This is a genomic window from Cellulomonas sp. Root137 (assembly GCF_001426725.1).
In the GTDB taxonomy this organism is placed as follows: domain Bacteria; phylum Actinomycetota; class Actinomycetes; order Actinomycetales; family Cellulomonadaceae; genus Cellulomonas.
The window spans coordinates 2,171,393-2,196,528 of sequence record NZ_LMFG01000001.1; the positions used below are offsets into that span (position 1 = coordinate 2,171,393).

18 protein-coding genes are annotated in these 25,136 nt (G+C 73.3%); 16 read left to right on the top strand and 2 right to left on the bottom strand.

What is annotated here, in order from left to right:
* Nucleotides 1-21 precede the first annotated feature (21 nt).
* On the top strand, nt 22-1,902 hold the full coding sequence (lepA, locus tag ASD18_RS10245; protein WP_056090187.1) for a translation elongation factor 4: 1,881 nt from the start codon (nt 22-24) through the stop codon (nt 1,900-1,902).
* Nucleotides 1,899-3,113 (top strand): radical SAM family heme chaperone HemW, encoded by a 1,215-nt coding sequence (gene hemW, locus ASD18_RS10250; RefSeq protein WP_056090189.1) that lies wholly within the window; start codon nt 1,899-1,901, stop codon nt 3,111-3,113. Before lepA ends, hemW begins: the two co-directional genes overlap by 4 nt.
* A 4-nt stretch (nt 3,114-3,117) precedes the next feature.
* Here the strand turns inward: hemW and ASD18_RS10255 are convergent, their stop codons facing one another.
* Nucleotides 3,118-3,498, bottom strand: a complete 381-nt coding sequence (locus tag ASD18_RS10255; RefSeq protein ID WP_056090192.1) for a DUF4870 domain-containing protein — start codon at nt 3,496-3,498, stop codon at nt 3,118-3,120.
* A 189-nt stretch (nt 3,499-3,687) separates the two neighbouring features.
* Between ASD18_RS10255 and ASD18_RS21180 the strand changes: the two genes are divergently transcribed.
* Nucleotides 3,688-4,743: a hypothetical protein gene (locus tag ASD18_RS21180; protein WP_056090195.1), complete on the top strand. Its 1,056-nt coding sequence runs from the start codon at nt 3,688-3,690 to the stop codon at nt 4,741-4,743.
* 48 nt (nt 4,744-4,791) lie between these two features.
* Here the strand turns inward: ASD18_RS21180 and ASD18_RS10265 are convergent, their stop codons facing one another.
* The gene (locus ASD18_RS10265; protein ID WP_056090198.1) at nt 4,792-5,649 is read right to left on the bottom strand and encodes a DUF3097 domain-containing protein; all 858 of its coding nucleotides are present in this window, start codon (nt 5,647-5,649) and stop codon (nt 4,792-4,794) included.
* A 135-nt stretch (nt 5,650-5,784) separates the two neighbouring features.
* Between ASD18_RS10265 and hrcA the strand changes: the two genes are divergently transcribed.
* From hrcA to ASD18_RS10330, 13 genes are all read left to right on the top strand, one after another.
* Nucleotides 5,785-6,807: a heat-inducible transcriptional repressor HrcA gene (hrcA, locus tag ASD18_RS10270; protein WP_056090201.1), complete on the top strand. Its 1,023-nt coding sequence runs from the start codon at nt 5,785-5,787 to the stop codon at nt 6,805-6,807.
* A gap of 61 nt (nt 6,808-6,868) precedes the next feature.
* The gene (gene dnaJ / locus ASD18_RS10275) at nt 6,869-7,996 is read left to right on the top strand and encodes a molecular chaperone DnaJ (protein WP_056090204.1); all 1,128 of its coding nucleotides are present in this window, start codon (nt 6,869-6,871) and stop codon (nt 7,994-7,996) included.
* Nucleotides 7,997-8,018: 22 nt separating this feature from the next.
* On the top strand, nt 8,019-8,777 hold the full coding sequence (locus tag ASD18_RS10280) for a 16S rRNA (uracil(1498)-N(3))-methyltransferase (RefSeq protein WP_056090207.1): 759 nt from the start codon (nt 8,019-8,021) through the stop codon (nt 8,775-8,777).
* A gap of 98 nt (nt 8,778-8,875) precedes the next feature.
* The gene (locus ASD18_RS10285; RefSeq protein WP_056090210.1) at nt 8,876-9,874 is read left to right on the top strand and encodes a PhoH family protein; all 999 of its coding nucleotides are present in this window, start codon (nt 8,876-8,878) and stop codon (nt 9,872-9,874) included.
* Between the two features lie 7 nt (nt 9,875-9,881).
* On the top strand, nt 9,882-10,334 hold the full coding sequence (gene ybeY, locus ASD18_RS10290; RefSeq protein ID WP_056090211.1) for an rRNA maturation RNase YbeY: 453 nt from the start codon (nt 9,882-9,884) through the stop codon (nt 10,332-10,334).
* Entirely contained in the window at nt 10,331-11,650 is a 1,320-nt protein-coding gene (locus ASD18_RS10295) for a hemolysin family protein (RefSeq protein ID WP_056090216.1), read from the top strand. The genes ybeY and ASD18_RS10295 overlap by 4 nt, the downstream gene beginning before the upstream one ends.
* Nucleotides 11,647-12,564, top strand: a complete 918-nt coding sequence (gene era, locus ASD18_RS10300; RefSeq protein WP_056090219.1) for a GTPase Era — start codon at nt 11,647-11,649, stop codon at nt 12,562-12,564. The genes ASD18_RS10295 and era overlap by 4 nt, the downstream gene beginning before the upstream one ends.
* Nucleotides 12,565-12,566: 2 nt before the next feature.
* Complete coding sequence (locus ASD18_RS10305) at nt 12,567-14,156, top strand: S9 family peptidase (RefSeq protein ID WP_082573745.1); 1,590 nt, start codon at nt 12,567-12,569, stop codon at nt 14,154-14,156.
* A 106-nt stretch (nt 14,157-14,262) separates the two neighbouring features.
* The gene (locus tag ASD18_RS10310) at nt 14,263-15,183 is read left to right on the top strand and encodes a PP2C family serine/threonine-protein phosphatase (RefSeq protein WP_056090223.1); all 921 of its coding nucleotides are present in this window, start codon (nt 14,263-14,265) and stop codon (nt 15,181-15,183) included.
* A complete protein-coding gene (locus tag ASD18_RS10315) occupies nt 15,180-16,490 on the top strand; it encodes an FHA domain-containing protein (protein WP_056090227.1) in 1,311 nt (436 codons plus the stop codon). Before ASD18_RS10310 ends, ASD18_RS10315 begins: the two co-directional genes overlap by 4 nt.
* Nucleotides 16,487-18,040: a serine/threonine-protein kinase gene (locus tag ASD18_RS10320; RefSeq protein WP_056090230.1), complete on the top strand. Its 1,554-nt coding sequence runs from the start codon at nt 16,487-16,489 to the stop codon at nt 18,038-18,040. The genes ASD18_RS10315 and ASD18_RS10320 overlap by 4 nt, the downstream gene beginning before the upstream one ends.
* Nucleotides 18,041-18,051: 11 nt before the next feature.
* Nucleotides 18,052-24,126 (top strand): fibronectin type III domain-containing protein, encoded by a 6,075-nt coding sequence (locus ASD18_RS10325; RefSeq protein ID WP_082573747.1) that lies wholly within the window; start codon nt 18,052-18,054, stop codon nt 24,124-24,126.
* 52 nt (nt 24,127-24,178) lie between these two features.
* Nucleotides 24,179-25,135, top strand: coding sequence for a MoxR family ATPase (locus ASD18_RS10330; RefSeq protein WP_056090234.1), 957 nt, complete (start codon nt 24,179-24,181; stop codon nt 25,133-25,135).
* The last annotated feature ends 1 nt before the right edge of the window (nt 25,136 follow it).

A 25,136-nucleotide genomic window follows, 5' to 3' on the forward strand; every position in this document is an offset into this window, starting at 1 on the left:
CCAGCGCCAGGAGCAGTCCGCTTGTCCCCGATCCCGAGTGCAGCCCTCGCGTCGCGCATCCACCCTGCGGCGACGGCGCCCGAGCTGCTGCGCAACTTCTGCATCATCGCGCACATCGACCACGGCAAGTCCACGCTGGCCGACCGCATGCTGCAGCTCACGGGCGTCGTCGACTCGCGGGCCATGCGCGCGCAGTACCTGGACCGGATGGACATCGAGCGCGAGCGCGGGATCACCATCAAGTCGCAGGCCGTGCGCATGCCGTGGGGCGTGGACGACAAGGCGTTCGCGCTGAACATGATCGACACCCCCGGGCACGTCGACTTCACGTACGAGGTGTCCCGCTCGCTGGCCGCCTGCGAGGGTGCCGTGCTGCTGGTCGACGCCGCGCAGGGCATCGAGGCCCAGACGCTGGCCAACCTGTACCTGGCGCTCGAGAACGACCTGACGATCATCCCGGTGCTGAACAAGATCGACCTGCCGGCCGCCCAGCCCGAGAAGTACGCGGAGGAGCTGGCCAAGCTCATCGGCGGCGAGCCCGAGGACTGCCTGCGCGTGTCCGGCAAGACGGGCGCGGGAGTGGTCGAGCTGCTGGACCGCATCGTCGAGCTGGTGCCCCCGCCCACCGGGAACGCGGACGCCCCGGCCCGCGCGATGATCTTCGACTCGGTCTACGACACGTACCGCGGCGTCGTCACCTACGTGCGGGTCATCGACGGCAACCTCAACCCGCGCGAGAAGATCGTCATGATGTCGACGCGCGCGACGCACGAGCTGCTCGAGATCGGGGTCATCTCCCCGGAGCCGGTGCCCACGAAGGGCCTCGGCGTCGGCGAGGTCGGCTACCTGATCACGGGCGTGAAGGACGTGCGCCAGTCCAAGGTCGGCGACACGGTCACCAACGCGAGCAAGCCGGCCGCGCACGCCTTGGGCGGGTACTCCGACCCGAAGCCGATGGTGTTCTCGGGCCTGTACCCGATCGACGGCACCGACTACCCGATCCTGCGGGACGCCCTCGACAAGCTCAAGCTCAACGACGCGGCGCTGAACTACGAGCCGGAGACGTCGGTGGCGCTCGGGTTCGGGTTCCGCGTCGGCTTCCTCGGCCTCCTGCACCTCGAGATCGTGCGCGAGCGGCTCGAGCGCGAGTTCGACCTGGACCTCATCTCGACCGCGCCGAACGTGGTCTACGAGGTCACCCTCGAGGACAAGACCGTGGTCACGGTGACCAACCCGAGCGAGTTCCCCGCGGGCAAGATCGGCGACGTCAACGAGCCGATGGTCAAGGCGACGATCCTGTCCCCGTCCGAGTTCATCGGCGCGATCATGGAGCTCTGCCAGACCAAGCGCGGCGAGCTGCAGGGCATGGACTACCTGTCCGAGGAGCGCGTCGAGCTGCGGTACGTCCTGCCGATGGCGGAGATCGTGTTCGACTTCTTCGACCAGCTGAAGTCCAAGACGCGCGGGTACGCCAGCCTCGACTACGAGCGCATCGGTGACCAGGTGGCGGACCTGGTGAAGGTCGACATCCTGCTGCAGGGCGAGACGGTCGACGCGTTCAGCGCGATCGTGCACAAGGACAAGGCCTACGCGTACGGCGTGATGATGACCGCCAAGCTCAAGGACCTCATCCCGCGCCAGCAGTTCGAGGTGCCCATCCAGGCCGCGATCGGTGCCCGGATCATCGCGCGCGAGACCATCCGGGCCATCCGCAAGGACGTCCTGGCCAAGTGCTACGGCGGCGACATCACCCGCAAGCGCAAGCTCCTGGAGAAGCAGAAGGAGGGCAAGAAGCGCATGAAGACGATCGGCCGGGTCGACGTGCCGCAGGAGGCCTTCATCGCCGCGCTGTCCAGTGAGCCCGCGGGGTCCGCCGGCGGCAAGGACGCGAAGAAGAAGTGAGTCCCGCTCTCCCCGAGGGAGACGTGGCGCCCGACGACGGCCGGCTGCCGGCCTCGGCGGTCGAGGGTGCCGACGAGCGCGCGTTCGCCGTCTACCTGCACGTGCCGTTCTGCACCGTGCGCTGCGGGTACTGCGACTTCAACACGTACACCGCGACCGAGCTGGGCGGCGGCGCGAGCCAGCATGCCTACGCGGACACGGCGCTGAAGGAGATCGCGCTCGCTTCTCGGATCGTCCCGCCCCGGCCCGTCAGCACGGTCTTCGTGGGCGGAGGCACCCCGACCGTCCTGTCGGTCCCGGACCTCTCCCGCATGCTCGGTGGTGTGCGCGACGCGTGGGGGTTCGCCGACGACGTCGAGGTCACCACGGAGGCCAACCCCGACTCGGTCACTCCGGAGTCCCTGGCTGCCCTGGCGGAGGCCGGGTTCACGCGCGTCTCGTTCGGGATGCAGTCGGCGGTGCCGCACGTGCTGGCCACGCTCGACCGCACGCACGACCCTCGTCGGATCCCGGACGTCGTGCGCTGGGCCCGCGACGCCGGCCTGGCCGTGTCGCTCGACCTCATCTACGGCACGCCGGGGGAGTCGCTCGACGACTGGCGCACCAGCGTCGAGGCGGCGCTCGCGACGGGCGTCGACCACGTGTCCGCGTACGCCCTCGTGGTCGAGGCGGGCACGCGGATGGCGGTGCAGGTGCGTCGGGGCGAGCTCGAGCTCCCTGACGGCGACGACCAGGCCGCGAAGTACGAGCTGGCGGACGACCTGTTCGAGGCCGCGGGGCTGCGGTGGTACGAGGTGAGCAACTGGGCGCGGACGCCCGCCGACGCCTGCCGGCACAACCTCAGCTACTGGCGGGGCGACGACTGGTGGGGCATCGGACCCGGCGCGCACAGCCACGTCGGCGGCGTGCGCTGGTGGAACGTCAAGCACCCGCGGGCGTACGCCGACCGCCTCGACCGTGGCCTGAGCCCGGCGGCCGGGCGCGAGACCGTCACGGGCGACGGTGCGGTGCTCGAGCGGCTGATGCTGGGGGTGCGGCTCGCCGCCGGTCTGCCGCTCGACGCGCTGCCCGCGGACGCGCGCCCGTCCGTGGCGGGGCTCGTCGCCGACGGGCTGGTCGACGGGCACGAGGCGGTCGGCGGGCGGCGGCTGGTGCTGACGCGGCGCGGACGGCTGCTCGCGGACGCCGTGGTCCGCACGCTGGTGGGCTGACGCGTCAGCGGACCAGCTCGAGGCTGAACGGGTACCGGTACGAGCCGCCGCGCTGGACCGCGATCGCCGCGAGGATGCTCAGGACCAGGCTGATGATGCTCAGGGCGATGAAGCCCAGCCAGCCGACCACGCCGATCACGGGGATCGACTGCACGACCCGGCAGATGACCAGACCGATCAGGACCGTGAGCTGGAAGTTGAGCGCCACCCGGGCCTCCGCCGCCGCCGGGCCGCCCTTCTCGCGGTGGACCAGCCAGATGACCAGGGCGGGGATCCAGCCCACCCAGACGTAGGCGAGGATGCCGCCGAGGTGCGCGAGCATGGCCCACGTGCGGTCCTGGTCGGCACCGCTCGGCGGCGGGCTCTGGTAGGGCTCGTACGACATCGCGGCGCGCTCCTCGTCGGTGGTCGTCGGCGTGACGGCACGCGCAGCCTACCGACGCGTGCACACCCGCGCCGGGTGGTCCGTCGTCTCGCCGACATGCCCGGAAGGCCGGGTTCCTTGACATGCGCCCTCCGGCCCCGGTTCGCTGACGCCTGGGCGACGATCGCCCTGTGACCAGGGAGGCCACGCATGAGCGAGAACCCCGGCGGTACCCCGCCGCGCGACGACGAGCCTGCGAAGGCGGCCGAGCCAGTCGAGCCGACGGCGCCGGACCCCGTCGCGCCGCCCGTGCCCGACCCCGCTCCCGCGGCCCCGCCCGCACCGCCGGTGCCACCCGTCCCTCCCGCACCACCGGCGCCGCCCGCACCGTCCTACGGCCAGCCCCCCGCGGGACCCCCGCCGGCACCGGCCTACGGCCAGCCGCCCGCCGGGTACCCGCCGCAGGCGTCCCCGTACGGTCAGCCCGCGCCCGGCGGCTACCCGCCGCCCCCGCCGCCGCCCGGCTACGGCCAGGGGGCCCCGGGTGCCTACCCGCCCCCTGTCGGCGGGTACGGGCCACCCGTCCAGGCGTCGCCGATCGGTGAGGCCTACTCGTACGGCTGGAGGAAGTTCACGCAGTCGGGCGGCCTGTTCATCCTCGCCGCGCTGGTGTGGTTCGTCGCCGCGATCATCCTGCTGTCCATCGTCGGCGCCATCTTCGGCGGCTTCGGTGCGCTGTTCTACCCGGACGGCGACATGTCCGCGGGCATCCAGCTCGGGTTCTCGCTGGGGACGTTCGTGTTCTCCGCCGTGGCCGCGATCGCCGGCTACCTCATCCAGGCGGCCTTCATCCGGGCCGCCCTGGACGTGACCGAGGGGCGGCAGCTGAGCTTCGGCGACTTCTTCAAGATCGTCGAGCCGGGCCCGGTGATCCTCACCGCCCTGATCCTCGCCGTGGTGAACGCGGTCCTCAACGTCGTCCCGTTCTTCGGCGGGCTGATCGCGCTCGCGGTGAACTTCCTGCTGCTGTTCACCTTCTGGTTCGTCATCGACAAGCGGCTGGCACCGATCGACGCCATGAAGGCCAGCTACCAGCTCGTCACGGCGAACCTGTCGACGACGATCCTGTTCTACCTGCTCAGCATCGCGATCTTCATCGGCGGCGCGATCCTCTGCGGCGTCGGCCTCCTGGTCGCCGTGCCCGTCGTCCTGCTCGCGACGGCGTTCCTGTTCAAGCGGCTGCTCGGGGACCCGATCGCGGCCTGATCGTCTGCACGTGCGGTGCCCGGTCGGCCCCCGGTCGGCCGGGCACCGTCATGCCGTGACGAAGTCGATGAGCTCCTCGACACGGCCCAGCAGGCTCGGCTCCAGGTCGGCGTAGCTGCGCACCGAGCGCAGGATGCGCTGCCACGCGCGGGCGACGTCCGCCTGCTCGTCGGCGGGCCAGCCGAGCTCGCGCAGGATCCCGTGCTTCCACTCGGTGCCGCGCTCGATGACGGGCCATGCGGTCAGGCCGATCCGCTCGGGCCGGACGGCCTGCCACACGTCGACGTACGGGTGCCCGAGCACGAGGACGGATCCGGCGGGGTGACCGCGGACGGCGTCGGCGGCGATCCGGCTCTCCTTCGACCCGGACACCAGGTGGTCCACCAGCACCCCCACGCGGCGCCCGGGGCCGGGGGAGAAGTCCCGCAGGGCGTCGGCGAGGTTGTCGACGCCGTCGAGCAGCTCGACGACCACGCCCTCGAGCCGCAGGTCGTCGCCCCAGACCTTCTCCACCAGCTCGGCGTCGTGCTTGCCCTCCACCCAGATCCGGCTGCCGCGGGCCACGCGAGCGCGGGCGTCGTGCACGGCGACGGACCCCGAGGCCGTGCGGGTGGGCTTCGCGGGTGCCGGGGCGCGCACGGGAGCGGTGAGCGCCACGGGCTCGCCGTCCAGCCAGAAGCCCCGACCCAGCGGGAAGGTGCGGGTGCGACCGCGCCGGTCCTCGAGGACGACGACGTGCTGGCCGCCCGACTTTTCCACCCGGACGACGGCGCCGACCCACCCGGTGGTGACCTCCTCGACGACGAGGCCGGTCTCGGCGGGCTGGGGGCGGCTGGTGCGGGTGGGCCGGTGGTGCGTCGAGCCGGAGCCCCCGAGCACGTCCGAGCCGTAGCGGTCGTCGTTCACCCGGGCAGCCTAGGGGCCGCGGTCGCGCCGTCCCCGGACGCCACCCCGTGAGTGTCGCGCCCCCGGCGTAGCATTGGCACTCCTGTGCGGGGAGTGCTACCCACGGACTGCTCGAGCGACGACGGAGGAGGCGACATGAGCGAGGACCGGCGGCTGGACGTGCTGCGCGCGATCGTCGAGGACTACGTCGCCACCAAGGAGCCGGTGGGCTCCCGCGCGCTCGTCGAGCGGCACTCGCTCGGCGTCTCGCCCGCGACCATCCGCAACGACATGGCAGCCCTCGAGGAGGGCGGGTACATCGCCCAGCCGCACACCTCGGCCGGCCGGGTGCCGACGGACAAGGGCTACCGGCTGTTCGTCGACCAGCTCTCGACCGTGAAGCCGCTGTCCAGCCCGGAGCGCCGCGCCATCGGCACGTTCCTGGAGAACGCGCAGGACCTCGACGACGTCGTCGACCGGGCCGTGCGGCTCATCGCGCAGCTGACGCACCAGGTCGCCGTCGTCCAGTACCCGTCGCTGCGGCGCTCGGCGCTGCGGCACGTGGAGCTCGTGCCCGTCGGCGCCCGGCACCTGCTGGTGGTCCTCATCACCGACACGGGTCGCGTCGAGCAGCGCACGCTCGAGCTGGTCACCGACCTCGACGAGTCCGTGGTCGCGCGGCTGCGGTCCCGCCTGAACGTGAGCGCGGCGGGTCGGCGGCTGTCCGAGCTGCCGGTCGCGCTGGGCGAGCTGACCGACGCGTTCGCGCCCGCGGACCAGGCACTCGTCAACGCCGTCGTAGCCGTCCTCGAGGAGACGCTGGCGCAGGAGTCGGAGGAGCGGGTGGTGCTGGCCGGCACCGCCAACCTCGCGCGCGTCGGCAGCACGGACGTGCGCGCGATCGGCCCCGTGCTCGAGGCGCTCGAGGAGCAGGTGGTGCTCCTGCGGCTGCTGTCCGAGATGGCCGAGGACTCCGCGACGGTCGCGGTGCGCATCGGCCGCGAGACCCAGCACGACGGGCTGTTCGAGACGAGCTTCGTGACCACCGGCTACGGCGACGAGGGCGGTGGGTCGGTGGCGCGCATCGGCTCGATCGGACCACTCCGGATGGACTACCCCGGCACCATGTCCGCGGTCCGTGCGGTGGCCCGGTACCTGACGCGCATCCTCGCGCAATGACGCACGCACACGTTCGACCTGAGACCTGTTCCACGACCGCTGGAAGCGAGCAGACCCTCCTGTGACCGACTACTACGAGATCCTCGGCGTGCCGCGTGACGCGACGCCGGAGCAGATCAAGAAGGCGTACCGCAAGCTCGCCCGCGAGCACCACCCCGACGTCGCGGGGACGGACGCCGGCTCCGAGGACACGTTCAAGGACGTCTCACGCGCGTACGACGTGCTGGGCAACCCCGAGAAGCGCCGCGCCTACGACCTGGGCGGGGACCCGTCGTCGCCCGGTGGCGGCATGGGGGGCGGCTTCGGCTTCCAGGACATCTTCGAGACGTTCTTCGGTGCCGCCACGGGAGCGGCCGCCCAGCGCGGTCCGATCCCGCGCGCCCGGCGCGGCCAGGACGCCCTCGTGCGGCTGGACCTCGACCTCGCCGAGGTCACGTTCGGCGTGCACCGCGAGGTCCCGGTGGACACCGCGGTGATCTGCCCGACCTGCAACGGGTCGTGCTGCCGTCCGGGGACGTCGCCGCGCACCTGCGAGGTCTGCGGCGGCCGCGGGTCGGTGCAGCGCGTCGCGCGCTCGTTCCTCGGCCAGGTCATGACCACGCAGCCCTGCGCCGCGTGCCACGGCTTCGGCACCGTCATCCCCGAACCGTGCACCGAGTGCTCGGGTGAGGGCCGGGTCCGCTCGCGCCGCACGCTGGCCGTGGACGTGCCCGCGGGTGTGGACACCGGGACGCGGATCAAGCTCACCGGCCAGGGCGAGGTCGGCCCGGCCGGCGGCCCTGCCGGCGACGTCTACCTCGAGGTGCGCGAGCGCAAGCACGACACGTTCGTGCGGCGCGGCGACGACCTGCACGCGACGCTCGAGGTGCCGATGACCGCGGCCGCCCTGGGCACCGTGCTCACGCTGGACACGCTGGACGGGCCGCAGGAGGTCGATCTGCGTCCCGGCACGCAGCCGTCCCAGATCGTCTCGATCAAGGGGCTCGGCGTCGGTCACCTGCACGCCCCCGGCCGCGGTGACCTGCATGTCCACGTCGAGGTGCACGTCCCGACCGCCATGGACGACGAGCAGGCGGAGCTGCTGCGCCGGCTCGCGACCCTGCGCGGCGAGGAGCGTCCGGAGGCACGGCTCGCGGCGTCGAGCTCCGGCGTGTTCGCCAAGCTGCGCGACAAGCTCTCCGGTCGGTGAGCGTGACGGTGACGGCCGCGTCATGAGCGCGCCCGTGTTCCTGGCCGAGCCCGGATCGCTGGACGCCGTGGCCGACGGCGCCACGTACCTGCTCGACGGCACCGAGGGTCGCCACGCCGGGGTCGTCCAGCGCCGCAGCCCGGGGGAGCGGGTCGACGTGGTCGACGGTTCCGGTGTCCGGCTCGTCGGCGTGGTCGGCGAGGTGACCGCCGAGGGCGTGCTCGTGCACGTGCAGCAGCGCGTCGTCGAGCCCGCGCCCGCGGTCGCGCTGGTGCTCGTGCAGGCCCTCGCCAAGGGGGACCGCGACGAGATGGCGATCGAGGCAGCCACCGAGGTGGGGGTCGACGCCGTGGTGCCGTGGCAGGCGGAGCGGTCGATCGTCGTCTGGCGCGGCGAGCGTGCCGCGAAGAGCCGGGCCCGCTGGCTGGGCACCGTCCGGGCCGCCGCGAAGCAGTCGCGACGAGCGCGGGTGCCCGCGGTCGAGGTCGCGCTCGACGCACGGGGGCTCGTCGACCGCGTGCGCGCCGTGGTCGCGGCCGGCGGCGTCGTGCTCGTGCTGCACGAGGAGGCCACGGAGCCGATCGCCGCCACGCCGCTTCCCGACGCGGGCGAGTGCCTGGTCGTCGTCGGCCCCGAGGGCGGCATCGGCGACGGCGAGCTGGGCCGTCTCGTCGACGCCGGAGCGCGCGCCGTGCGCCTCGGTCCGCACGTGCTGCGGACATCGACGGCCGGCCCGGTCGCCCTCGCTGTACTCGCCGAGCGGCTGGGTCGCTGGAGCTGATCCGCCCTCGCGGGGAATGCTGTGGGCACAGCCTCGTAGACTGAGGACGTTCTTCGCACCCGCACCGACCTAAGGAGCGCACGGCGCCCGCCGAGCACATGGCCGAGTCCACATCCGCAGCGCGTCCCTCCGGCGCACCCGCGCGCGTCGAGCACCGGATCAGCGTCCCGTCCGAGGTCTCGATGGTCGAGCTGCTCGGGCTGAGGGACGAGGTGCTGCGCACCATCGAGTCCGGGTTCACCACCGTCGACATCCACGTCCGCGGCAACGAGGTGCGCCTCGCCGGCCCGGTCGGCGACGTGGCCCTCGTGTCGCGGCTCGTCGACGAGCTGGTCGAGATGGCGGCGGGTGGCACGCCGCTCACCCCCGACGTCGTGACCCGCTCGGTCGCGATGCTCACCGCGGCGTCGGCCGCCCGCCCGGCGGACGTGCTGTCGTTCAACATCCTCACCGGCCGCGGGCGGACCATCCGCGCCAAGACGTCGGGGCAGAAGGACTACGTCGACGCGATCGACCGGCACACCGTGACGTTCGGCATCGGACCGGCGGGCACCGGCAAGACGTACCTGGCCATGGCCAAGGCCGTGCAGGCCCTGCAGGACCGCAAGGTGCACCGCATCATCCTCACGCGACCGGCCGTCGAGGCGGGCGAGCGCCTGGGCTTCCTGCCGGGCAGCCTGTCGGACAAGATCGACCCGTACCTGCGCCCGCTGTACGACGCGCTGCACGACATGGTGGACGCCGAGTCCATCCCGCGGCTCATGGAGGCCGGGACCATCGAGGTGGCTCCGCTGGCGTACATGCGCGGGCGCACCCTGAACGACGCGTTCATCATCCTCGACGAGGCGCAGAACACCTCGGTCGAGCAGATGAAGATGTTCCTCACGCGGCTCGGGTTCGGGTCCAAGGTCGTCGTCACCGGGGACATCACGCAGGTCGACCTGCCGTCGTCGCAGACGTCCGGCCTGCGCGTCGTCGAGCAGATCCTCTCCGGGGTCGAGGACGTCTCGTTCTGCCGGCTGACGTCGTCGGACGTGGTCCGGCACCGCCTGGTCAGCGACATCATCGACGCGTACGCGCGCTGGGACAGGAGCTGAGGCGGCCGTGAGCGTCGAGGTGAACAACGAGTCCGGGTACGACGTCGACGAGGCGGAGTTCGCCGCCCTGGCGCGGTACGTGCTCGACGAGATGCACGTGCACCCGCAGACGGACGTGTCGATCCTGCTGGTCGGCACCGACGTGATGACGGACCTGCACGTGAAGTGGATGGACGAGCCCGGTCCCACGGACGTGCTGTCGTTCCCCATGGACGAGCTCCGGCCCGGCCGCGAGGGTGACCCGACGCCCGCGGGGCTGCTCGGCGACGTCGTCCTGTGCCCGGAGGTCGCGGCGCAGCAGGCGCGCGCGGCGGGCCACTCGACCGCGGAGGAGCTCCTGCTCCTGACCACGCACGGGATCCTGCACCTGCTCGGGTACGACCACGCGGAGCCGGAGGAGGAGAAGGAGATGTTCGCGCTCCAGCGCCGGCTGCTGCTGACGTTCCTGGCCTCGCGATGACGGACATCCCCGCCGCGCTGCTCGTCGTCGTGGCCGTGCTCGGCTTCGCCGCCGCCGCAGCGCTCTCCGCGGGCGAGGTGGCGGTCGTGCGCATCTCGCGTGCCGCGGTGACCGAGCTCCTGGCCGAGCGCCACCCCGCCGCCGGCCGCGTGCGGGCGCTCACCGAGCACCCCGCCCAGGTCGCGTCAGCAGCGGCGTTCGTGCGGCTGATCGCGGAGATGACCGCCACCGTGTGCATCGCGCTGGTGGTCGCCGCGGCCGGTCTGGCGTGGTGGGCGGTGCTGCTGGTCTCGGTCGCGGTGTGCGGGCTCGTGGCGTTCCTGCTGGTGCGGGCGAGCCCCCGGACCATCGGTCGACAGCACCCCGTCCCCACGCTCACCCGGCTGTCCCACGTGCTGGTGGCCGTGACGGCGGTCGCCGGCCGGCTGGGCGCCGTCGGTCGACCGGGTGCGTCGTCGGCCGCCGCCGAGGAGAGCGAGCTGCGCGACATGGTGCAGCGCGTGAGCGAGTCGGACGTGATCGAGGACGAGGAGCGGGAGATGTTCCGCTCGGTGCTCGAGCTGGGCGACACCCTCACCCGCGAGGTCATGGTGCCCCGCACGGACATGGTCACCGCCTCGGCCGACACGCCGCTGCGCAAGGCGCTCGCCCTGCTGCTGCGGTCCGGCTTCTCCCGGGTGCCGCTGGTCGGCGACTCGGTGGACGACCTGCGCGGGGTGCTCTACCTCAAGGACGTCGTCGGTCGCCTCCCGATCGGGCCCGTGGGCGGGTCGGACCGCCGCGAGCAGGAGGCGATGCTCAACGCCCCGGCGTCGTCGCTGGCACGCCCGGCGGTCTTCGTGCCGGAGTCGAAGCCGGTCGACGAGCTGCTGCGCGAGCTCCAGGACGGCTCGTCGCACATGGCCATGGTGGTCGACGAGTACGGCGGCATCGCCGGTCTGGTGACCATCGAGGACGCGATCGAGGAGATCGTCGGCGAGCTGACCGACGAGCACGACCCGACGGCGCCCGTCGTGGAGGACCTCGGAGACGGCGTGTTCCGCGTCCCCGCACGGCTCGGCCGGGACGAGCTGGGCGAGCTGTTCGACCTCGAGGTGGACGACGAGGACGTCGACACCGCGGGCGGCCTGCTCGCCAAGGCGCTCGGCAAGGTGCCGCTGCCCGGCTCCGCCGGCGACATCCACGGACTGCACCTCGTCGCCGAGCGGGTCGAGGGCCGGCGCCGCCGGCTCGCGACCGTGCTGGCCAGCGTCGTCGACGCCGACACCCCCACCCCGGGCCGCGCCCCGACCGACACCCACGGAGCCACCCGATGACCACCTTCCACTCCGGGTTCGCCTGCTTCGTCGGGCGCCCGAACGCCGGCAAGTCGACGCTGACCAACGCGCTGGTCGGCCAGAAGGTCGCCATCACGTCCGGCCGACCGCAGACGACGCGCCACACCGTCCGCGGCATCGTGCACCGCCCGGACGCGCAGCTGATCCTCGTCGACACCCCCGGGCTGCACCGCCCGCGGACGCTGCTGGGCGAGCGCCTCAACGCCCTGGTCAAGGACACGCTCACCGAGGTCGACGTGGTCGGCTTCTGCCTGCCAGCCGACCAGCGCGTGGGCCCCGGCGACCGGTTCATCGCCGAGCAGATGAGCGAGCTCGCCCGCGACGGCCGCGGCACCCCCGTCGTCGCCGTGGTCACCAAGGCCGACCTCGTGGGCAAGGGCAAGCTCGCCGAGCACCTGATGGCCGTGCAGGCGCTGGGGGAGTGGGCCGACATCGTGCCCGTCTCGGCCACCTCGGGGTACAACGTGGACGTGCTGGAGAACGTGCTGATCGGGCACCTGCCGGAGGGCACCCCGCTGTACGCCGAGGGCGAGCTGACCGACGAGCCCGAGGCCGTCATGGTCGCGGAGCTGGTCCGGGAGGCGGCGCTCGAGGGCGTGCGCGACGAGCTGCCGCACTCGCTGGCCGTGGTGGTCGACGAGATCGTGGCGCGCGACGAGCCGGCCGCGAACGGTGTGCCGATGCTGGACGTGCGGGTGCACCTGTTCGTGGAGCGGGACAGCCAGAAGGCCATCATCATCGGCAAGGGCGGGGCCCGGCTGCGCGACGTCGGCAGCCAGGCGCGCCGGGGGATCGAGGCGCTGCTCGGCGCGCGGGTGTACCTGGACCTGCACGTCAAGGTGGCCAAGGACTGGCAGCGTGACCCCAAGCAGCTCGGCAAGCTGGGCTTCTGACCATGCTGAGCTCGGACGAGCGCACTGAGCCGCGCACCGACGCACCGGTCGACCGCAAGGTCGGCCGGTCGTACCGCCTGCTGGCGAGCACGGCGCTGGGCATCGTGGTCCTGGCGATCCTGGGTGCCGTCATGGGCCCCCAGTGGGACCCGGTCCCGCTGGCCGACCCGCTGACCGTCGCGACGACGTCGACGGCGATCGGCGACGCCGCGCCCGTGCAGACCTACGACGTCCGGACCAGCGTGGTGACCGTGCAGCTCGACGGCGCCACGATCGACGCGCAGATCAGCGAACCGGTCGGGGTCGACGGCCCCAAGCGCGGGGTCGTGTTCGTGCACGGCGCGGGGACCGGCCGCTACGACACCGCGTTCCTCGAGCAGGCGCACGCGCTGGCCGCGTCGGGGATCGTCGCAATGGTGCCCAACAAGCGGCTCGACACGTACACCACGCGCCACCGCGACTACGTGCTGATGGCGGCGGACTACGACGCCTCGGTCGCGGTGCTGCAGTCGTACCCGGGGGTCGACCCCGACGGCGTGGGCATCTACGCCGAGAGCGAGGGTGGCTGGATCGCCCCGATCATGGCCGCGCAGGACCCGACGATCGCGTTTGTCGTGCTGGTGTCCTCGCCGGTGGTGCCGCCGCGGGAGCAGGCAGCGTTCGCCGTGGACGCGTACCTGCGCAACACGGGGGTGCCGCACGGCGTCTTCCGGGCGATCCCGCGGGCGGTCGGCATGTCCCTGCCCGGGGGCGGTTTCGAGTACGCCGACTTCGACGTGACGCCGTACCAGCGGGAGATGACGCAGCCGGTGTTCGTCGTCTACGGCACCGGCGACGCCTCGATGCCCACGATCCAGGGCGCCGAGCAGATCCTGCGGGACACTGCGGTCGCCGGGAACGACGACGTCACGGTGCGCTACTACGAGGGCGCCAACCACGGCATCCGCGTCGACGGCGACGTGGACGCGGTGTTCCTGCGAGACCTCGAGGGCTGGGTGCTCGGTCTGCCCGGCACCGGCGACACTCCGCCGCGCATCGCGGGGGCCCAACCGGTGCAGACGTACGTCGCGGCCCCGGTCCCGGAGCCGCGGTGGCTGGGGGACGGCGACGTCGTCCTGGCGCTGGCGCTGGCCGCCGTCGCCCTCATCGTGCTCGGGCCGCTGGCGCTGCTGGTCGCACGCGCGGTCGAGGAGGCGACGGACCGGGTGCGGCGGCAGCGTGGCGCGGTCGCGACGGCTGCCGGACCCCGGTTCGCGCCCGGGGTGCTCCCGCTGCTGCTCGCCCTCGGGCTCGGCGCGATCCTCACGGTCGTCGGCCTCGTCTGGTACATCGTCGCGGTCGCCCGGCTCGCGCTCGACTACGAGCGGAACGACCTCGTGGTGCAGGGCGGCTGGGTGGCCGTGCGGGTGCTGGGCATCGTGGTGGTCGTCGTCGGCGTCCTGCTGCTGCGGCGCTGCCGCCGGGTCCGGCACGACGGCGGGCACCCGGCGCCGGGCGTGGTGCGGACCGCGATCCTGTGGGCAGGGGTGATCGGCTCGGTCGTGCTGCTCGTGGTCCTGGCCTACTGGGGCGTCTTCCAGCTGGGGATCTGACCACAAATCGGTCGAAGTTGTGTGCAAGGCGCTCACGTGGGGCACGATGTGCGCCGATGATCTGAACGGGCACCCGTCGGGGCCGACCGGAGGACGAGGGGGTCACGTGCGCACGTCGTGGGGGTCGGCGACCGATCGCGGCCTGGTCCGTGAGGTCAACGAGGACGCTCTGCTCGCCTACCCGCCGGTGTTCCTCGTCGCGGACGGCATGGGTGGGCACGACGCGGGCGACCTGGCGAGCAGGATCGCCGTCGAGGAGTTCGCCCAGCTCGCCGGACAGGCTGCGGCCACCGCCGACGACGTGCACGCGTGCTTCGACCGGACGGCCGCGCGGATCCGCACCGAGTTCACCGGCGGACGTCAGGGTGGCACCACCGTCGCCGGGGTGGCCGTGACGGAGCACGACGGCGGGTCGTACTGGCTCGTGTTCAACGTCGGCGACTCGCGCGTGTACCTGTGGTCCGCCGACGAGCTGGAGCAGGTGAGCGTGGACCACTCGGTGGTCCAGGAGCTGCTGGACCTCGGCGAGATCGACCCGGCCGAGGCCGCGACGCACCCGGACCGGCACGTCCTGACGCGCGCTCTCGGCACCGGTGACCCGCCGGAGCCCGAGTACTGGCTGCTGCCCGCCGGGCTGCACGACCGGCTCCTCATCTGCACGGACGGCCTCACGCGCGAGGTGGGCGACGAGGACCTCGCGCGCGTCCTCGCCGAGACGGGCGACCCGCAGGACGCCGCGGCGCTCCTGGTCCGGCTGGCGCTCGAGCACGGCGCGCGGGACAACGTCAGCGCGGTCGTCGTCGACGTCGCCACCGCGTCCGGCGCCCACGACGACGTCCACATCACCGTGCCCCGCACCGGGGCGGACCTGGGGACCCACGTCTGGGACGAGATGCTCAACGGCGTCACGGTCCCGCGTCGGTCGCGCTCGGCGACCCAGCCGATCCCGCGCGTCCGCCCGGAGGCGCCCACCCCGGACACGGCCACATCGAACGAGGCCACATCGAACGAGGAGATGCCGTCATGAGCGTGCCCGAGTACACCGCCGGCACCTGGACGGCCGTCGTGCGCCCCGGCTTCGTGGCGCTGCTCGGCCCCGGTGCGGCCGAGTCGACCGTCCGCGCGCTCTGGCAGGACGCCGGGGAGGGCGTGTTCTCCGCGCTCGCCCTGCTCGCCCGCGACGGGTTCGGGGGGCTCCCGCCGTTCGCCGTGGTGTCCGTCGACGGGCAGCGCGTGCACGCGGCGCTGCGCGGCGACGTCGAGGTGGTCGTCGAGGTGGGCGGCCGGCAGGACGTGTGGCGCTCGGGTGAGGTGAGCACGTGGACCGAGCGTGTGCTCGAGGGCGTGGCCGACGTGGTCGTGCAGGTGGACGGTGCGACGGCCGGTGCGGACAGCCTCCCGCTCGCCGACGGGGTCGTCCGTGCCGCTCGGGTGCACGTCGGGCTGACCGCGCGCACCGACGCCGCCCCGCGGTCCGTGGAGCCGACCACGGAACCGGCCGCGGTGCTGGAGCCGGAGCCGGTCGCGGCCGAGGTCGAGCCCGTCGTCGAGGCCGAGGCGCACACCGACACCCCCGCGGTCGACGAGCCGGCCGTGGCCGAGCCTGTCGCCGAGGACCCGCTGCCCGTGCTCGACCAGGCGGCCGACGACGAGCCGCAGGCCGTCCCCGCGGTCGACGCCCACGCGGCCGCGACCGAGATCATCGACGCCGTCGTGTGGGACGAGCCCACGCAGGTCGAGCTCGCGCCCCTGACCAGGCAGGACGAGGAGCACACCGACCCCGCCGGCGTCGTCGCCGAGGCGGAGTCGTTCCTCGCGACGCCGACGCCGAGCGCGGCTGCGGGGACTCCCGTCGCCGTCGGCGGCGCGTCCCTCGACGACCACGACGGCCTGACGATCCTGTCCACCGACCTCGCCGAGATCCGGGACCAGCTGCCGTCCTGGGCGTCCGACGAGGTCCCCGGGCCGTTCCGGGTGCCCGAGCCGGCGCCCGTCGCGGCACGACTGGTCCTGTCCACGGGTCTCGTCGTCCCGCTCGACCGTGCCGTCCTGCTGGGGCGTGCCCCGCAGGTCGCCCGGGTCACCAACCGCGAGCTGCCGCGGCTCATCACCGTGCCGAGCCCGCAGCAGGACATCTCTCGCACGCACGCCGAGGTCCGGGTGGAGGGCGACCACGTCGTCGTCACCGACCTCGACTCGACCAACGGCATCCACGTCGCGCGCGCCGGAGAGGGTGCGCGCCGGCTGCACCCGGGGGAGCCCAGCGTCGTCGGCGTCGACGAGGTCGTCGACCTCGGAGACGGCGTGACGTTCTCGGTGGAGCGGGGTTCGTGACCGCACGCCGCGAAGCATCGACGCCGCCTCGCCTGCCGGGCTACGAGTACCTCCGGGTCCTCGGCCTCGGGGGCTTCGCGGACGTCTTCCTGTACCAGCAGGAGCTCCCGCGGCGTGAGGTGGCGGTCAAGGTGCTGCTGGCCGGCAGCCTGGACGACGAGGTGCGCGCGCGGTTCCAGCAGGAGGCCAACCTCATGGCCCAGCTGTCGCACCACCCCTCGATCGTCACGATCTACCACGCGGCCATCGCCGCGGACGGCCGCCCGTTCCTCGTCATGGAGTACTGCTCGCGGCCCGGTCTGGCCGAGCGGTACCGGCAGGAGCGGATCTCGGTGGCCGAGGCGCTGCGGATCGGCATCCGGCTGGCGTCGGCGGTCGAGACCGCGCACCGGGCGGGCATCCTGCACCGCGACATCAAGCCGGCGAACGTGCTCACCACCGACTTCGGATGGCCGGCGCTGACCGACTTCGGCATCGCCGCGACGACCGGCCACGGCGCCGGCGCCACGGTCGGCATGTCGATCCCGTGGTCGCCCCCCGAGCTGCTCGGCGAGCACCCGACCGGCGACGAGCGCTCGGACGTGTACTCGCTGGCCGCCACGATCTACTCGCTGCTCGCGGGCCGCACCCCGTTCGAGGTGCCCGGGGGGCAGAACACCGCGCAGCAGCTGGTCTCCCGCATCGAGCGGACGCCGCTGCCCCCCACCGGTCGGGTCGACGTGCCCTGGGGCCTGCAGGACGTCCTCGAGCGCGCGATGGCCAAGCACCCGGCACGCCGGTTCGCGTCCGCGGCGGCGGTCGCGCGAGCGCTGCAGCAGGTCGAGGCGGACCTGCGCCTGCCGATCACGCCGCTGGACCTGACCGACGAGCCCGACCCCGTCCAGGACCGTGAGCAGCCGACGGAGTCCCCGGACGGTGGCCGGGAGGACGCGACGCGATTGCGCTCGATCGTGAGCGTGGCACCGCAGGCGCCGTCCGCCCCGGTGGCCGCACCCGGGGCGGACGAGCCGACGCGGATGCGCGGGGTCACCGCCGTGGCTCCCGAGCCCGCGCCGGTGCGCCCGGGTCCGGTGTTCGTCGCGCCGCCCGAGCCGCAGGTCGTCGAGCAGGTCGAGACCGAGCAGCGAGGTCGGGCGCGCCTGGTGGCGGGCATCGCGTCCGGGGTCGTCGTGCTGGCGGCGGTGGTTGCGATCGGCGCCGTGGCGCTGCGCGGGGCTCCCGACGACGGCCCGTCGGCGACGTCGGACTTCTCGCAGGGCACGGACCCCACCCGGATCGCAGACGCCGTCCCGGCTCCCGCCGGGCTGCAGGGCACGCGCCAGGGGGACGGCTCGGTCGTGTTCACCTGGGAGAACCCCGACCCGCAGGTCGGCGACCAGTACCTCTGGAGCGTGCTGCAGGTGACGGGCGAGCCCGACCCCGCGCTGGTCGACGCCGCCATGGCGACCGTCCCGGCGGACCAGGCGGCGGGGCAGGTCTGCGTCGAGGTGGCGATCGTGCGCGCGGACCGCCGGGTCTCGGCCGACCCCGCCCAGGTGTGCGCACCGTGAGGTGGGCATCGATGCGTGGGCGGGCGACGACGGCGGCGGCGGTCGTCACCGTCCCCGTGCTCGTCCTCGTGCTCGCGCTGTTCGACCAGGGCTTCCCGCTGGCCCGGCTGGAGCTCAACGACGGGGGCGTCTGGCTCACCGCGACGAGCAAGCTGCAGCTCGGCCGCTACAACGCGCAGGTCGAGGAGCTCAACGGCGGGCTGGCCGCGTCGGGGAGCACGTTCGACGTGCTGCAGGACGCCGGCGACGTGCTGCTCGTCGAGCCGGGCTCGCTCGCGGTCGTCGACCCCGCGTCCGTCACGCTCACCACGCAGGTCGCCGTGCCGGGCGCAGACGTGTCGATGGCGGCGGGAGTGGTCGCCGTCGTCGACGGCGACGGGAACGCCTTCGTGCGATCGATCGCCGGGCTGGAGTCGCTCCGGATCGCCACCGACACCCCGGACGTCGAGCTCGGTGAGGGCGGAGCGGTCGTGGTCGCGCGCAGCGGCGCGGTGCTCGCGGTCGCCCCCGAGAACGGTGCCGTGAGCCGGATCGACCTCGTCGACGGCACCCCGCGCGTGTCCGCGCTGGGTGAGGTCGGCGCCGGCCCCGTGGACGCCTTCACCGCCGTCGGCGACGAGCCGGTGGTCCTGTCGGGTTCCACCGTCCGCACGCTGGAGGGCACGACCGAGCTCGACGGCGACGACCTGACCCTCCAGCTCGCCGGGCCGCAGTCGTCGCGCGCGCTGGTGGCCAGCCGCACGGCGCTGCTGGAGGTGCCGCTCGGCGGCGGCGACGCGGTCGCGCACGAGACCGACGGGTCGGGCCTGCCCGCGGCCCCGGTGCAGGTGGGCCGGTGCGCCCACGGCGCCTGGGCCTCACCGGTCGGCTCCTACGTCCAGCTGTGCGAGGGCGGGGAGGCGGAGGTCAGCAACCTCGAAGGCATGTCGAGCGCGGACGTCCTCGCGTTCCGGGTGAACCGCCAGGTCGTGGTGCTCAACGACACGCTGCGGGGTCGCCTGTGGATGCCCCTGCAGGACACCGACCTGCGCGTGCCGGACTGGACGCAGGTGGAGCCCGAGGAGCAGCCCGACGAGGCGCAGGAGGAGACCGAGACCTCCGACACCACCCAGGACCTCGTGACGGAGTGCTCCACCGAGCCGACGCCGCCCACGGCTGCGGACGACGAGTTCGGCGTGCGAGCCGGCCGGACGACGATCCTGCCGGTCATCGACAACGACTCGTCCGCCGACTGCGGCATCCTCGTCGTCTCGGAGTTCGACCCGCTGCCCGCGGAGTTCGGCCGCATCGAGGCGATCCACGGTGGTCGCGCCCTGCAGGTGGCCGTCGCCGCGGGCGCGACGGGATCGGCGCAGCTGACGTACACGATCACCGACGGCCAGGGCACCACGGCGCCGTCGACCGCGACGGTGCTGCTCACGGTCCACGACGCCGCCACCGACTCGGCCCCGGTGCAGCTGCGGACCGGGGCGCTGCAGGTCGAGCAGGGCGGCCAGGCGGACCATCAGGCGCTCGCCGACTTCACCGACCCCGACGGCGACGACCTGCTGCTGGTCGGGGCGACCTCCGACCCGACGTCGGGCTCGGTGCGCTTCCGGCAGGACGGCTCGGTGACGTTCAAGGCCGACGGCACCCAGCTGGGCCGGACCACGGTGACCCTCCTGGTGTCCGACGGCACGACGACCACCGAGGGCACCCTCGACGTCGACGTGCGCCCGGCGGGCTCGCTGCCGCCGCAGATCGACCCGGTGCACGCGGTGACGTACGTGGACCAGCCCGTGACCCTCCACCCGCTCGACGCGGTGCGCAGCTCGTCGGCCGAGCCTGCGCGGCTGGCGGGTGTGGACGACGTCGTCGGCGCCACGATCACCAGTGACCTGCAGGGGGGGACGTTCACGTTCAGCTCGGCCCGGCCGGGAAGCTACTACGTGCAGTTCCTCGTCTCGGCGCCTCCGCAGCAGGCCACGGGGCTGGCCCGGATCGACGTCCGCGCCTGGCCGGAGACCCCCGAGCCGCCGGTGGCGGTCAGGGACAAGGCCTTCCTCCCCGCGGGCGGCGAGGTGACGATCGACCCGCTGGAGAACGACAGCGACCCCGCGGGCAAGGTGCTCGTGCTCCAGTCGGTCGAGGTGCCCGACGGGTCGGGCCTGAGCGTCGCGGTCCTGGAGCACCACCTGGTCCAGATCCGGTCCGACCGCACCCTCGACGGACCGGTGGCGCTGCGCTACCTGATCTCCAACGGACAGGGCACCGCGACGGGCGAGATCGTGGTGCACCCGATCCCGCCGTCGACGGTCTCCCAGCCGCCGGTCGTGCCCAACGTCGAGGTGAGCGTCCGGACGGGCGGCGTCGTGACGATCCCGGTGCTCGAGAAGGCCTCCGACCCGGACGGGGACCGCCTCACGCTGCTGACGGAGCTGGCGGAGCCGCTCGGTGAGGGCGAAGGCCTCCTGTTCGTCTCGGGAGACGTGCTCCGGTACCAGGCCCCGGCGACCGCGCTCACCGCGCACGCGACGTTCGCGGTGCAGGACGCGACCGGCAACGTCACCGCAGCGACCGTCACGGTCCGGGTGCACGAGTCGGACGCGAGCACGAAGGCCCCGCCGCGACCGCTCGACCTGGTCGCGCGCGTGTTCCAGGGCGACACGGTCCGCATCCCCGTCCCGCTGGTCGGCATCGATCCCGACGGCGACGGCGTGACGCTCCTCGGCGCCGCCATGGCGCCCGTCCGCGGGTCGATCACGGCGGTCGGGCCGGACTGGCTCGAGTACACGGCCCTGTCCGACGAGCTCGGCACCGACGAGTTCACCTACGCGGTCGAGGACTGGGTGGGGCAGCGCGCGGTCGCGACCGTGCGGGTCGGCATCAGCCCGCGTCCGACCGGCGCGGCGCCCGTCGTGGCACGCGACGACGCGGTGACCGTCCGGCCCGGCCAGCGCGTCGAGGTGCGGGTGCTGGCCAACGACGTGGACTCGAGCGGCGGCGAGCTGTCGCTCGAACGAGACCTCGAGCCCGCCGACACCGGTGCGGAGGTGCAGGGCCGCCGGATCGTCGTCCAGGCGCCGGACGCCCCCACGGTCCTGCAGATCGCGTACACGGCCACCAACGAGCGCGGCGGGCGGGACACGGCGGTGCTGACCGTGACAGTCGCCGACGACGCCCCGGTGCTGCCGCCGATCGCCCGCGACGTCGTCGTCCCCGCGCTGGACACCCTCGGTCGCACGGAGGTCTCGGTCGACGTCCTCGCGGTCGCGCAGAACCCCAGCGGCCCGCTGAGCGACCTGCGGGTGTCGGTCCCCGGATCGCAGGCGGACGTGGCGCGGGTGACCGAGCGGGGCAACGTCGTCGTGACCCTCGTCGACCACGCCCAGACGATCCCGTACCTGCTCACCAACACCACGGCGCCCGCCGGCACCGCCTCCTCGTACGCGTTCATCACCGTGCCGGCCCTCGGCTTCTTCCCGCCCACGCCCCGGCCCAAGGCGCCCGAGCTCCGGGTCGCCTCCGGTGAGACCCTGACGATCCCGCTGGGCGAGCAGGTGCAGGTGGCCCCCGGCCGCGAGGCGACCATCGCCGACCCGCTCGGCGTCACGGCCGTCCGGTCGGACCAGTCCGACCCCGTCGTGGACCTGAAGACCCTCCGGTTCACCTCGGCGCCCGGGTACGCCGGCCCGGCGTCGATCACCGTGCCCGTCACGGACTCGTCCGGCCCTGGAGACACGTCCGCGCGGACCTCGGTCATCACCCTGCAGATCACGGTCTACGCCGTCGACGACCACCCTCCGACGTTCGCGCCGTCCGTCATCGACGTCGCGCCCGGGGAGGCCGCCGTCGCGGTGGACCTGCGCGCGTTCACCACCGGACCCGAGGGCGCCAGCCCGACCGACGGCCGGTACTCCTACACGCTCACCTCCGCGGTCCCCGTCGGCTTCACCGGCGGCATCACCAACGGCATCCTCAGCATCGCGGCCGACGAGACCACCCAGAAGGGCACCACCGAACAGCTGCCGGTGCGCATCGGGTACGGCAGGGCCGGGTCGTTCGACGCGACGATCGACGTCCGGGTCATCGCGAGCACCCGGCCCACGGTCCGGCTCCTGACGCACACCATCGAGGACGGCGTGGAGGGCCGGCAGACCACGGTCGACGTGCTCGCGGGCGCGTTCAACCCGTTCCCGGACTCGCCGATGACCGTCGTCGGTGCGTCCGTCGAGACGCCGGGTGCCGGCACGGCCGGGTCGTCGTCGAGCACCGTGAGCGTGCGGCCCGCCGAGGGCTTCATCGGCCAGATGGTCACGCGGTTCCGCGTCCGGGACGTCACCGGCGACCCGGACAGGGAGGTCGAGGGCCGCATCGTCGTCATCGTCCGCGGGAAGCCTGCCACGCCGACGGCACCGCGGGTCGGCGAGGTGCGGGACCGCACGGTCGTCCTCTCGTGGGACGCGCCGGACAACCGCGGCGCCGTGATCACCGGGTACCGCGTCGTGGCGAGCCCGGGGAACATCGTCCGGCAGTGCGCGAGCACCACCTGCACCATCGACAACCTCACCAACGACGTGGAGTACACATTCACGGTCGCCGCGCAGAACGCCGTCGACTGGTCGGAGCCCAGCCCGCCGTCCGCGACGGCCCGGCCCGACGCGGTCCCCGACGCACCCGCCGCGCCGACGCTCGAGTTCGGTGACGGCTCCGTCCGCGCCACCTGGACGGCGCCGCCCTCCGCCGGGTCGCCCGTGAGCAGCTACACGCTCGAGATCTCGCCCGCCCCGCCCGCCGGTCCGGCCTCGGTCTCCTCCGCGACGACCAGCTACACGTTCAGCGGACTGAGGAACGGGACCGCCTACTCGGTCCGCGTGCGCGCCCACAACCGCGCGCCGGAGCCGAGCGCGTGGTCGGCGTCGTCGCAGCCGATGGTCCCCGCCCGCGCCCCCGACGCCCCGGAGGTGACCGCGACGCCGACCGACTCGACGCTCGGCCGGGTGATCGCGATCACGTGGACGGCGCCGGCGGACAACGGCGACGCGGTCGCGCAGTACGAGGTGGTGGTGGACGGGCCCAACGGCGGCACCTTCCCGCAGGCGGCCGGCACGCAGCAGATGACGTTCGAGCAGGCCCAGACCAAGTACCCGTACCGCGTCTCGGTGCGGGCGCGGAACAAGGTGGGCTGGGGCGAGGCCGGGACCACCACGGCGTCGACCTTCGGGCTCCCCACCGCGCCCACCTCTGTGACGGCCACCCCCGTCGTCGGCGCAGGGCGGATCGACCTGCGCTGGTCCGGTGCCGACGACAACGGCACCCCGATCCAGGCGTACGTCATCCGGCTGCCCGACGGGGGAGAGCTCGACGTGGGCAACCGGACCTCGTACACGTTCGAGAACCTCACCGGTGGCGCGACGTACACGTACCAGGTGCGTTCCGTGAACGGGGCGGGTTCCAGCGGCTGGAGCGCCGCCGCGTCCGCGCGGGCGACGACCGCGCCAGGTCGGCCGGACGTCTCGGTCGCCGTGACCGACAACGCGACGGGCGGGCGGCCCACCGAGATCACGATCACCCGGAGCGACGTCTCCGACGGTGGTGGTGGCGCGGTCACGTACACGTGGGTGCTGACCAGCGACCGCGGTGACAGGGTGGCCGGGTCGTTCTCCGGCCGCACGCAGCCCGTGGACGTCTCGGGCTGGAACCTGCCCTTCCGAGGCGCACGGGTGACCGCGACCGTCAGAGCCAGCACCGGCATCGGCTGGACCGAGGGCGTGGGCTCCGCGGACGTGGCCTGGGGCCAGGCGCCGGGCGCGGTGACCGGTCTCACGATGACCCCGGACGACCCGGTCGCACCCACGCGCGCCGTCGTGGCGTGGGGGGCGCCGACCGACGGCGGGATCGGGATCGACTCCTACCGGCTGTGCTTCAGCATCAACGGCGGCCCTCAACGGTGCGAGACGACCACCGGCTCGCCGTACGAGGAGCGCCTCGACCGCGTCGGCCCGACGACGACGGGCGACGTGGTGACCGTCGTCGTCACCGCGACCAACTTCCGCGGCACCGGGCCCGAGGCCTCGGCCTCGTTCACTGTCGGCGCCACCCCATGACACACCTGTTCCCGCCGGGCCCCGAGCCCCGACACCTGAGGAGTACCACCCGATGACCCCCGAGCAGAGCATCTGGTTCGCCGAGACGTTCGACGCGCTGGTCGCCAACGTCGGTCTCGCGCTGCTCGGCAAGGAGCACACGGTCCGCCTGGCGCTCACCGCCATGGTCGCGGAGGGCCACCTGCTGCTCGAGGACGCGCCGGGCACCGGAAAGACGTCACTCGCCAAGGCGCTCGCCGCGACCGTGCAGGGCAGCCACCACCGCATCCAGTTCACGCCGGACCTGCTGCCGTCGGACGTCACTGGCGTGACCATCTACGACCAGAGCACGCACCGGTTCGAGTTCCACCCGGGACCGATCTTCGCGTCGGTGGTGCTGGCGGACGAGATCAACCGCGCCTCGCCCAAGACGCAGGCAGCACTCCTCGAGGTGATGGAGGAGGGGCACATCACCGTCGACGGCGTGACGCACCCGGTGGGCCGGCCGTTCATGGTGATCGCGACGCAGAACCCGATCGAACAGGCCGGCACCTACCGCCTGCCGGAGGCGCAGCTGGACCGGTTCCTCATCAAGACCTCGCTGGGGTACCCGGACCGCGCGTCCACGATCGAGATCCTCGCCGGCGCCAAGGACCGCACCACCAACCTCACCCCGCGGATCACCACGCAGGCCGTCGGCACCATGGCGGACCTCGCGCAGACCGTGCACATCGACGACGTGGTGCTCGACTACGTCGCCCGCCTGACGGAGGCCACCCGCGACGACTCGCAGACGGCGATCGGCGCCAGCGTGCGCGGCGGCCTCGCGCTCGTGCGCACCGCCAAGGTGTGGGCGGCGGCAGCGGGCCGTGAGTACGTGATCCCCGACGACGTGAAGGACCTCGCGCAGCCCGTGCTGGCGCACCGCCTGCTGCTCGACACCGAGGCGGAGTTCGCGGGCGTCACGGCCATCGAGATCCTCGCCCGGATCCTCGAGACGACGGCACCGCCGGCGCTGCGGGCGGTCTGAT

What these genes read in the sequence shown, in the direction of transcription:
- ASD18_RS10330 (WP_056090234.1), top strand. Translation starts at nt 24,179, where the DNA reads ATGACCCCCGAGCAGAGCATCTGGTTCGCCGAGACGTTCGACGCGCTG.
- ASD18_RS10280 (WP_056090207.1), top strand. Translation starts at nt 8,019, where the DNA reads ATGAGCGCGCCCGTGTTCCTGGCCGAGCCCGGATCGCTGGACGCCGTG.
- ASD18_RS10285 (WP_056090210.1), top strand. Translation starts at nt 8,876, where the DNA reads ATGGCCGAGTCCACATCCGCAGCGCGTCCCTCCGGCGCACCCGCGCGC.
- ASD18_RS10255 (WP_056090192.1), bottom strand. Translation starts at nt 3,498, where the DNA reads ATGTCGTACGAGCCCTACCAGAGCCCGCCGCCGAGCGGTGCCGACCAG.
- ASD18_RS21180 (WP_056090195.1), top strand. Translation starts at nt 3,688, where the DNA reads ATGAGCGAGAACCCCGGCGGTACCCCGCCGCGCGACGACGAGCCTGCG.
- ASD18_RS10295 (WP_056090216.1), top strand. Translation starts at nt 10,331, where the DNA reads ATGACGGACATCCCCGCCGCGCTGCTCGTCGTCGTGGCCGTGCTCGGC.
- ASD18_RS10305 (WP_082573745.1), top strand. Translation starts at nt 12,567, where the DNA reads ATGCTGAGCTCGGACGAGCGCACTGAGCCGCGCACCGACGCACCGGTC.
- era (WP_056090219.1), top strand. Translation starts at nt 11,647, where the DNA reads ATGACCACCTTCCACTCCGGGTTCGCCTGCTTCGTCGGGCGCCCGAAC.
- hrcA (WP_056090201.1), top strand. Translation starts at nt 5,785, where the DNA reads ATGAGCGAGGACCGGCGGCTGGACGTGCTGCGCGCGATCGTCGAGGAC.
- ASD18_RS10325 (WP_082573747.1), top strand. Translation starts at nt 18,052, where the DNA reads ATGCGTGGGCGGGCGACGACGGCGGCGGCGGTCGTCACCGTCCCCGTG.
- ASD18_RS10315 (WP_056090227.1), top strand. Translation starts at nt 15,180, where the DNA reads ATGAGCGTGCCCGAGTACACCGCCGGCACCTGGACGGCCGTCGTGCGC.